Source organism: Microcoleus sp. MOSTC5 (genome assembly GCF_036701825.1).
Taxonomy (GTDB): Bacteria; Cyanobacteriota; Cyanobacteriia; order Cyanobacteriales; family Microcoleaceae; genus Microcoleus; species Microcoleus asticus.
Map to the genome: position 1 here is coordinate 1 of NZ_JAUBRK010000123.1, position 8,604 is coordinate 8,604.

At 44.4% G+C, this 8,604-nt stretch carries 10 protein-coding genes and 1 pseudogene; 2 read left to right on the plus strand and 9 right to left on the minus strand.

From position 1 onward, the window contains the following. Positions 1–176 precede the first annotated feature (176 nt). On the minus strand, positions 177–935 hold the full coding sequence (locus tag QUA54_RS33185; protein ID WP_333419157.1) for a calcium-binding protein: 759 nt from the start codon (positions 933–935) through the stop codon (positions 177–179). Between the two features lie 143 nt (positions 936–1,078). Between QUA54_RS33185 and QUA54_RS33190 the strand changes: the two genes are divergently transcribed. Further along, positions 1,079–2,143, plus strand: coding sequence for a TIGR03032 family protein (locus QUA54_RS33190; RefSeq protein WP_333419159.1), 1,065 nt, complete (start codon positions 1,079–1,081; stop codon positions 2,141–2,143). A gap of 97 nt (positions 2,144–2,240) precedes the next feature. On the opposite strand, the gene QUA54_RS33195 is transcribed toward QUA54_RS33190, so the two are convergent. Continuing rightward, a complete protein-coding gene (locus QUA54_RS33195) occupies positions 2,241–2,879 on the minus strand; it encodes a pentapeptide repeat-containing protein (protein ID WP_333419161.1) in 639 nt (212 codons plus the stop codon). Between the two features lie 57 nt (positions 2,880–2,936). Between QUA54_RS33195 and QUA54_RS33200 the strand changes: the two genes are divergently transcribed. Then, complete coding sequence (locus tag QUA54_RS33200; protein WP_333419163.1) at positions 2,937–3,482, plus strand: phosphatase domain-containing putative toxin; 546 nt, start codon at positions 2,937–2,939, stop codon at positions 3,480–3,482. A gap of 265 nt (positions 3,483–3,747) precedes the next feature. On the opposite strand, the gene blaOXA is transcribed toward QUA54_RS33200, so the two are convergent. The 7 genes and pseudogenes from blaOXA to QUA54_RS33235 form a co-directional block, all read right to left on the minus strand. Next, on the minus strand, positions 3,748–4,620 hold the full coding sequence (gene blaOXA, locus QUA54_RS33205) for a class D beta-lactamase (RefSeq protein ID WP_333419165.1): 873 nt from the start codon (positions 4,618–4,620) through the stop codon (positions 3,748–3,750). A 151-nt stretch (positions 4,621–4,771) separates the two neighbouring features. Beyond that, positions 4,772–5,185 carry an MAPEG family protein gene (locus tag QUA54_RS33210; protein ID WP_172185970.1) on the minus strand — a complete coding sequence of 138 codons (414 nt, stop codon included), beginning with the start codon at positions 5,183–5,185 and terminating at the stop codon, positions 4,772–4,774. A 326-nt stretch (positions 5,186–5,511) separates the two neighbouring features. Next, positions 5,512–5,976 (minus strand): DUF3037 domain-containing protein, encoded by a 465-nt coding sequence (locus tag QUA54_RS33215; RefSeq protein WP_333419167.1) that lies wholly within the window; start codon positions 5,974–5,976, stop codon positions 5,512–5,514. After that, entirely contained in the window at positions 5,954–6,742 is a 789-nt protein-coding gene (locus tag QUA54_RS33220) for a HipA family kinase (protein WP_333419169.1), read from the minus strand. Before QUA54_RS33220 ends, QUA54_RS33215 begins: the two co-directional genes overlap by 23 nt. A gap of 121 nt (positions 6,743–6,863) precedes the next feature. Continuing rightward, the gene (locus QUA54_RS33225; protein ID WP_333419171.1) at positions 6,864–6,998 is read right to left on the minus strand and encodes a hypothetical protein; all 135 of its coding nucleotides are present in this window, start codon (positions 6,996–6,998) and stop codon (positions 6,864–6,866) included. 225 nt (positions 6,999–7,223) lie between these two features. Then, complete coding sequence (locus QUA54_RS33230; protein ID WP_333419173.1) at positions 7,224–7,796, minus strand: hypothetical protein; 573 nt, start codon at positions 7,794–7,796, stop codon at positions 7,224–7,226. Between the two features lie 391 nt (positions 7,797–8,187). Continuing rightward, a pseudogene (locus QUA54_RS33235) lies at positions 8,188–8,604 on the minus strand (transposase); the annotation flags it as partial.

An 8,604-nucleotide genomic window follows, 5' to 3' on the forward strand; every position in this document is an offset into this window, starting at 1 on the left:
GATGAAAATCCATGAGCTTAGCCTCTAGCATAAAGTTCATATATTATACAGTTTACACCGCAAACCCAGAAGACCCAAGTATGAATAAGCATTAAATCTTTGCTAGACCTTTTTAAATTGGTAGAAGTGCGATCGCCCTTTTGGATCGAAGGGGCGATCGTACTTTTCTTGATTTCCTAAATCAGCCGGAAATTAGCCGATGTAATCGCATTCGCACTCACTCCAATCATCACACCTAACTCTTCCCATGTCAAGAGATTCTTGATGAGAGTTCCCTGAGTATTTTGAGTTATTTCTAACTGGCTAAAGCTCAAAGATCCGGTTAGTGCGATCGAATTTTTGTCGATTGTAAAATCAGCAATAATATCAAATCCTTGACCAGCTTTTAAGACAAAGATATCGTTGCCACTACCGCCAATTAAGCTATCATTTCTCAAGTCTACGTAAAGAATATCATCACTTTTACAACCAGCGAGAATATAGTTATCTTCGCCTCCGTAAATAGTATCATTTCCTTCACTCCCTCCCAGGATATCTGCTCCTTCGTCACCACCGATCAAATCATTGCCTGCGCCGCCACAGATGGTATCTGAGTCCTGGTTGCCAAACAGGTAGTCATTACCTTGATTGCCAAGTATTATGTCCTTACTTTGGTCTCCAAACAAAGTGTCATCAGCCTTACCGCCATCAATGAAGTCATCATTTTCATTGCCAAAAATGATGTCATCACCTTTGCTGCAATTGATGAAATCATTGCCTTGGCCTCCCAAAATTAAATCATTGCCCAATTCACCAAGAATGATGTCATTTCCTTCATCTCCAAATAGGATGTCATCGCCCCTACCACCGCTGATAAAATCATTGCCTGTATTGCCGTTGAGGATGTCGCGGCTGTCGCCACCATATAAGTTGTCATTACCAGATTTGGATGGCACTGTCAGTGCTTTAGTTCCCTCATGTACAAATTTTTATATATTTCTAGATATTACAGGAATTATCAAAAGTCGAAGCGATTTACCGTGGCGCGGCGACGGGTTTATGAGATTATTGATTTTAGGCAATTACGCTCAGTGATTCTATGAATAACGATGCCGCAGTTTCCAATAAAGTCCACGAACACGAGATTTTTGGCGATCGCGATTTTCCATCTTGGTTAACCCAACAACAAATCAGCCTCGCTTGCACTACCTATCAAACCAGCAGGTTAATGTTAATCGGTGCTGTGCCAGAAACCAACAGAATCTCGGCTTTTTGGCGAATATTCGATCGCGCAATGGGGCTTTTCTGCACGCCGGAACGCCTTTATTTAAGTTCAAAATATCAACTCTGGCAATTAGATAATGTCTTAGAATCCGGGAAATTATACCAAGGATACGATAAATTATATATACCAAGAATCGGTTATACCACAGGAGATATCGACATTCACGATATCGCAGTCGATAAAAATAATCAAATCATTTTTATTAGCACTTTGTTTAATTGTATCGCTACTTTGAGCGATCGCCACAGTTGCAAACCTCTGTGGAAACCAGGTTTCATCTCACAATATATCAATGAAGACCGCTGTCACCTCAACGGTTTAGCAATGGTAGAAGGAGAAGCGAAATATGTCACAGCGTCGAGTCAGTCGGATGTGGTGGATGGCTGGCGCGAGCGCAGAAAAAACGGCGGTATAGTTATTGATATCCAATCTAATGATATTATCGTTACGGGATTGTCAATGCCGCACTCGCCTCGCTGGTATCAAGACAAGTTGTGGCTGCTGAATTCGGGGAGAGGGGAATTAGGATATGTGGATTTAGATACAGGGAAATTTGAGGCGATTGCGTTTTGTCCCGGATATGTGCGAGGACTAGCATTTTGGCAAAATTGGGCAATTGTTGGACTGTCGAAACCTCGGGGAGGTGACAACACTTTTAGCGGTTTAGAATTGGATGAGTTGTTAGCAGCAAAGGATGCTGAGCCTCGCTGTGGTATGATGGCGATCGATTTGACTACGGGGGCGATCGTTCACTGGTTGCGGTTTGAAGGGATTGTCACGGAACTCTATGATGTGCAAGTGATTCCGACAGTGCAAAAGCCGATGGCTGTAGGTTTTCAGACTGAAGAAATTGCTCAGTTAATTACTTTGGAACTTTAACCGCAGATGGTGGCGGATGTACGCGAATTAACGCAGATAAATGTTTACAGGATTTACCCACGGGGTGTGAGAGGGAGTATTTAAGCGGGATTTGGTATTACTCAAAAATCGCCCCATCTAAGCTTGTTTTTCTTAAGTCTGTTCTCGCTAAATTTGCACCTCTTAAGTCAGCACCTGTTAAGCAAACATTGCTTAAATCTGCATAACTCAAATCAGCATCTCTGAGATTAGCATCCGATAAATTTGCTCCTGATAAATTCGCCCTCACAAGTTGCGATTTACTCAAATTGCTGCCACTCAAATTAGCTGCTGGCATCTGTGCTGCCATTAAGTTGGCTTTGCTTAAATTAGTGCCACTGAAGTTAGCTAAATTCAATTTAGCATAACTCAAATCAATGTTTTCCAAGCAAAGTTCGCTCAATTGCGCGCATCGCAAGTTAGCATTAATAAAAAACCTGTCTCCAACCGCATAACGGCGCAGCAATTCGTCAACTTCCAGCCGAATTAAAACCGGTTCGCAAGTATTTTGGTAGCACCACGATGTCTCCAGCAAACTAGCGGCTGCTTCAATTGCTACCTTGTCGGATTTAGGGAGCACCAAACTATTGCACCCATCCCACTCACCGTTGAGCATAAATGCCATGTCAGAAGCTGCTGCAATTGAGTCGCATAGCAAAACGGTTTCTGGTTTGGGTTGCAGCCAGTTCATTAAAGCGATCGAGCTCTTGTTTTTCATTGTTGATTCAGGATTTGTGCGTCTTTCTTAATTATAGGTAAAAATATTGAAAACAGTATGCACAAATTCGCTGCGGCTTCAGAGAAGGAATTAATTGTGTTTGGTGCAGCCAGACCAGGATACCGCGATGCAGAAATTGCTCGCTGGATTGAATTTATGCAGGGGCATAATATTAAGCAAGTTTGTTGCTTGCTTGCTCAGACGCAACTCATCCGCTACACTGATTTACTGGGAACATATCGGAAAATCTTTGGGTGCGATCGAGTTTGCTGGGCGCCGATTGCAGACTTTGAATTGGTCGATCGCGATATTTTAATCGATCGCATATTGCCGTTCTTGGAATCTGCAAATAGCAAAGGCGAACGGGTGGTAGTTCACTGTTCTGGAGGGATCGGACGTACAGGACAGGTTTTGGCTGCTTGGTTGGTCAGCGGGCGGGGATTCTCTAACAAACAGGCGATCGCAGCAGTAAAAAAAACTGGCAGAAATCCCTATGAAGCAGCAATTGTAGCTTGTTTGAAAGGTCGAAACCCCTGGCTAGTCGTTCAAGAACTTAATGCAGTCTTAGATGATTGTCGCCTTGCTGCGAGAAATGATATATAGGACGATAGCAACTATATATATAGCAATCCTAAATCATTTGTGAATTTCTTACTCCCTCCCCTTAGTAAGGGGAGGGTTGAGGTGGGGTAAAAAGTTTACGACACCTGCAAGGATTGCTATATGTGCCAATGGTGTATGTCCTAAAACATTTAAAAGACTCGGCTTCCTACGAGCTAACTCAGGCATCGCATAAATGGGTGTTTTGGCTGTCACCGTTAGCCGATCCGCTGGTCTTTTTGCGAATATTAGAGAACAAACAACGCACTTACAGCAGCGCCAGATCTTTGAAGCAACGGCGCGTCAACTCGATTCTTGCAGGTGCGTCATTGTTGTTGCGGATGTCAATGTTTGTAGCAAAAAAGTAAACATTTTTATTCTTTTCTAAATAACCTACATACCAGCCAATTTGAGGCTTTGTTTGTTCTCCAAAGCCTGCCCAGCCTGTTTTTGCCCTAATTGTGTAATCGGGAGTTTGTTCAACAATTATGATGTCTTTCACCAGAGACAGCGATCGCTCTGAGAAGGGTAAGTCATTTTTGTAGAGACGGCGGAGAAATTGAATTTGCTCGTTGGGTGTGATTCGCAGTTCTCCTTCTAACCAGAATTTGTCAATATCGTCTTTGTTACCGATTTTTTGGTTGCCATAACCGACTTTAGCTACCCATTTTTGCATTTGCTCGTGCCCGACTCGGCGGGCGAGAACTTGGTAAAACCAAACGGCGGAAAGTTTTATGGCTTCTCTCATATTCAAGTCTCGATTCCATGCGGGAATTTGCCTTTGAATTCCATCCCAAGTTAGAACGGCAAGCTCATCTGAAATCACCCCTGTTTCTAAGGAAATCAGAGAGTTGAGAATCTTAAATGTAGATGCGGGTAAAAAAGCTGTGGCGTTACGCTGCGGGTTGTGTTGATAAAGCCGATCGCTGTTCAAATCGTAAATCGCGATCGAGCCTTCAACTCCTAGTTCTTGAAAGTGCCGTCCAAAATTCACTGTCTGAGCAACATCTCCTCCGCGAGGCGGAGATTCTTGCACAGTAGGTGGCACGGTTAAGGCTGATTGCGGTGGCTGAAGTAAAACAAAAGTAATGCAGCCTAATACAATTAAAACAACAGCGATCGCACGAGATATTCGGTTCATAAACTTCGATAAGTTAGCAAAATCACAGGCAGTAATGTCACAGGGGCGATCGACTTGTAAGGTGCGTCTGACTTACGCTGTGTAAGAAACAATTAAGGTTTGTCCCTGACGCACCCTACTATATAGAGGTTGCAATTGTGTATTTTCTCAACTAGAAAACTGCCATAATAGTTAAGGCGACCAAGCAGCTTAACTGAATTAGTAAGCTGAAGAACCGAAACTTTGGATCGAGACCAGCAATATGAATCGCTGAATGTACAAGCCGAAATAGGATGTACACAACAATCAGCAAATCTACTGCTGTTCCTGAAACACCCCTAACGGTTAAAAGGAAAACAACTCCCAAATACAAAGGCAGGTTTTCTATCAAGTTGGATTGTACTCGAAATAGTCGCCAAAGCAAGCTGTCGTCGTTTTGTGTGCCGAAATCTTTTACAGATCCGCCCGCAGATAGATGCCGAATCCTGACTGTTAGCAGCAGGATAACAACCGCGATCGTCCACAGGATGAAAATTGTTAAACCCCACAGAGGGAAAGTCATATTTGTCGGTTCAATTTGCATCATCTTTCTACCTTGCGAAACTGCGGCTAAGACTTTATAAAAGTTATATCAAATCCTGTAGCATCGTCGGGCGTCAAATCCAGCCAACAGTCAACAATCACCGATGGTGCAACCGAACTCGATCTAATTCATCTGCGTTAATCTGTGTTAATCTGCCCTCATCTGCGGTAAAAAAAAGAGAATTTATTAACCGCAGATGACAATGGATTGACGCTGATTCACGCAGAGGTAGAGAATAGAGATATGAATAATTTGGCCATTCTGAGTGTTTTCCGAAATCGATAGATCGCTCACCAAGCTCAAAGCAGCATCTAACTGACAAGCTGACGCTAACTAGAGTGCGATCGCATCTCGTGAGTGTCAATTCCAACCGCTAGCAACCGAGCGTTTACAGAGGGTTTTCGGCTTGACGATCGCACCATTGTATCGAGCAAGTGTTCGATCGCACCCGGTAGATTCTGGCAAAAACCAGTGTGTACCCGCGATGTCTGAACGATCGTGCTGCGGGGTGCTACGAGCCAGTGAAAGCGCTCTCTATGGGGAAGTTGACCGATCGCGCCAGATTCCTTGCCGCCCGCACAAATGATGGGAATGACTGCTAGGTGATTGCGAATCATTTCCAGATCCAACGTTGAGTCGATCGCCATCAAGCGCTGTTCATCAATTTCGATACGGGCTTCGAGGAATTTTTTCGTACCGCAAGAAACGATCGCCCCGACGTTGATAAACTCCTCGCGCTCAACTTTGGGAACGACCCGGATAATGGCGTAATCATAAAGAAATCGATCTGGCACTAATCGCTTCCTCCAAAAAAATATGTGGTGATTCTAGCCGATTTAGCAGGTACTCGATATAAGCATTCCGATGTTCGTTGCTATCGCTGAAAGGAGATTCTCCCACCAGCCAAGCATCAGGAATTAGTTTAACAATGTTGCGAATGATGTCCGGCGTTAGCGTTTGAGTCATCTTTGAATTTGCCGCTTCCAGCGTGCTCGCAAAACGCAGCAGAACGTGGTCTTTGATTGGCGGAAAACGATCGCGGCTGCGCGAGAGATAATCTTTCCAGGTGTGGTGGAAGTAGAGGGCTGCACCGTGATCGATCAGCCAAAGCCGGCGGTGCCATACCAGCATATTTGCATTGCGCGGCGTGCGATCGATGTTGGTTACAAAAGCATCGAACCAGACGATTTCTGAGGCCAAATCCGCCTCGGACTTGCCCGCTATCGGGTCAAAGGTAATCGAGCCCGGAAGATAGTCGAGGGCGAGGTTGAGGCCAGCACTTGCTCGGATCAAATCTTGAATTTCCGGGTCAGGCTCAGTCCGAGCCAGTTCGGGATCGAGTTCAACAAAGACGAGTTCGGGGATTGGGAGCCCGGAGGCGCGAGCAATCTCTCCCGCCACTAGCTCGGCGATCAGAGATTTGGCTCCCTGGCCCGCACCGCGAAATTTGAGCACGTACATACCATCATCATCTGCTTCGACGATCGCCGGCAGCGATCCGCCCTCGCGCAAGGGAGTGACATACCTGGTAGCAATGACTGTTCGCAAGCTGGGACTCATGCTATTTTCGATTTGAGATTTGAGATTTTCGATGGGAAATCACTGATTTTATGAGGGTTTGGAGCAGGGGCTTACAGTTGGATTCTTTTTTTAACTGGGACTGATCTTAAGTAGTCTCTAATTATTTTTGCATCTGTTGGCTATTGCGGGCGATCGAAATCGAGATTTCCAGGATTGAGCGATCGACTACAAAGCGTTTAATTACCGCAGCGCCACGCTGACCGAAAGCATCCAGGATACAGGCCCCCGGACTCATCCGTCCAGAAATAAAAAACCTGTATCTGATAAAGGAGTCCCCCAATTTATCCGTGGGGTCAATGCTTCAATTCTAAAATCTAAAATCTAAAATCTAAAATCGTTTGACGGAGTATTTCGTGTTTCCCGATGCCAAGCTTGTTCTGAATGATTTGTACGAGATGGAACCCAAAGTGCTGTCGGCTGTTGAGGTGGATGTCACAGGATTAAGAGTTTTTTGAGCCTATTACGAACAGCCTTCTATATACTCAACTTCAGGAAGTTTACCCGAACGGAACCTATCTACACGATTTTTGCTAGTCTCAAAAATTAGGCGGTAGTTTTTATCAACCGCATCTTTAGGCACGAAAGTTAGATATTTTCCATTGTCAGGTGGGCGGCTTACATAAGGATGAGGTTTTGCTTGAATTTGCCCTGGATATAAAGATAAAATTCGGTTTTCATTATCCCCGATTCTAGCTCCTTTGATGGTGGTAATGCGCTTGCTGCTAATATCCACTCTGGCAATGCGGCCCTTTGTTACCATAAAGCTAATTCCCTTTGGCTCTCCTTGTGGTTGAACGTAGGAACACTGATACTCGTCAATACCACCACTCCCAATTCTAATTAATCTAATTCCAGCAGATTGTGAGGCTTCATCAACTGTCATACCTACCCGAATTGGCCCTATTCCATTAATTGCTAGTTTCGAGCGCTCTGTGAATTTCGCTTGAGCGCTAACTGATGTTACCAAAATCAAAAAAATGACTGCTGTGCCAATTAGTAAAGCGACCAAATTTGAACTGTTTAACTTTCGCATTGAGTGCTATTCCTCGTTGATATCTGTAAACATTTATCTAATTCTGCTGTGATCTGAATATCGTTCGCCAGTATGCTAATTTATTTTGTACTTGTACGCAGGAAATCGTCGGCTGACTTTTGCTCGCTCGCTTGAACCGTTCTGCCTTAGAAATCTGTTTTTAGGTTGCGAGATGCCGCCCATAGCTTGTATCAAATCCGCGCTTCATCGTCGGGCGTAAAATCGAATCAACAGTCAACACTCAACCATCATTCAGTTTTTCGACTGACAGTTAACAGCCAACAGTCAACAGTCAACAGTCAACAGCCACAGGAAACAGATGTTGGCGCAACTATCCCGCCTAGGGCGTCGGTACAGTATTAGAAGTTGACAACAAAAGAGATGTATGCAATTACCCGACCAATGAATTCGACTCTATGCCCGATTGAATTGGCAAAAGCTTAGATATTCGAGCAATGACATGGAGGTTATGGACAACAGCGACTCGACGTAAATCGAAGAGATTTTTCCTTTGTCCAAGATACCGGGCACGGTCCCCCTGCCAATGACCAATATGGGAAGCGAGAATGTTCAACTGTAGTACGCTTTCTCAAGTCGAGACGACCAGTGGTAGTGGATTGACGCGCCCGCAACTCTTGCATTAAAGCTTCATCAGGATGGATTGATACACTACGTCCTCTTTTACTCTTTGTGCAGTCGGATCTCAGAGGACAAATTGCACATTCACTCGAAGGAAAATGAACAACTTTTCCCGGTTCAAATGGGATACTTACTTGATTGGGACAACTTATTAAATGCGTATCCCAAT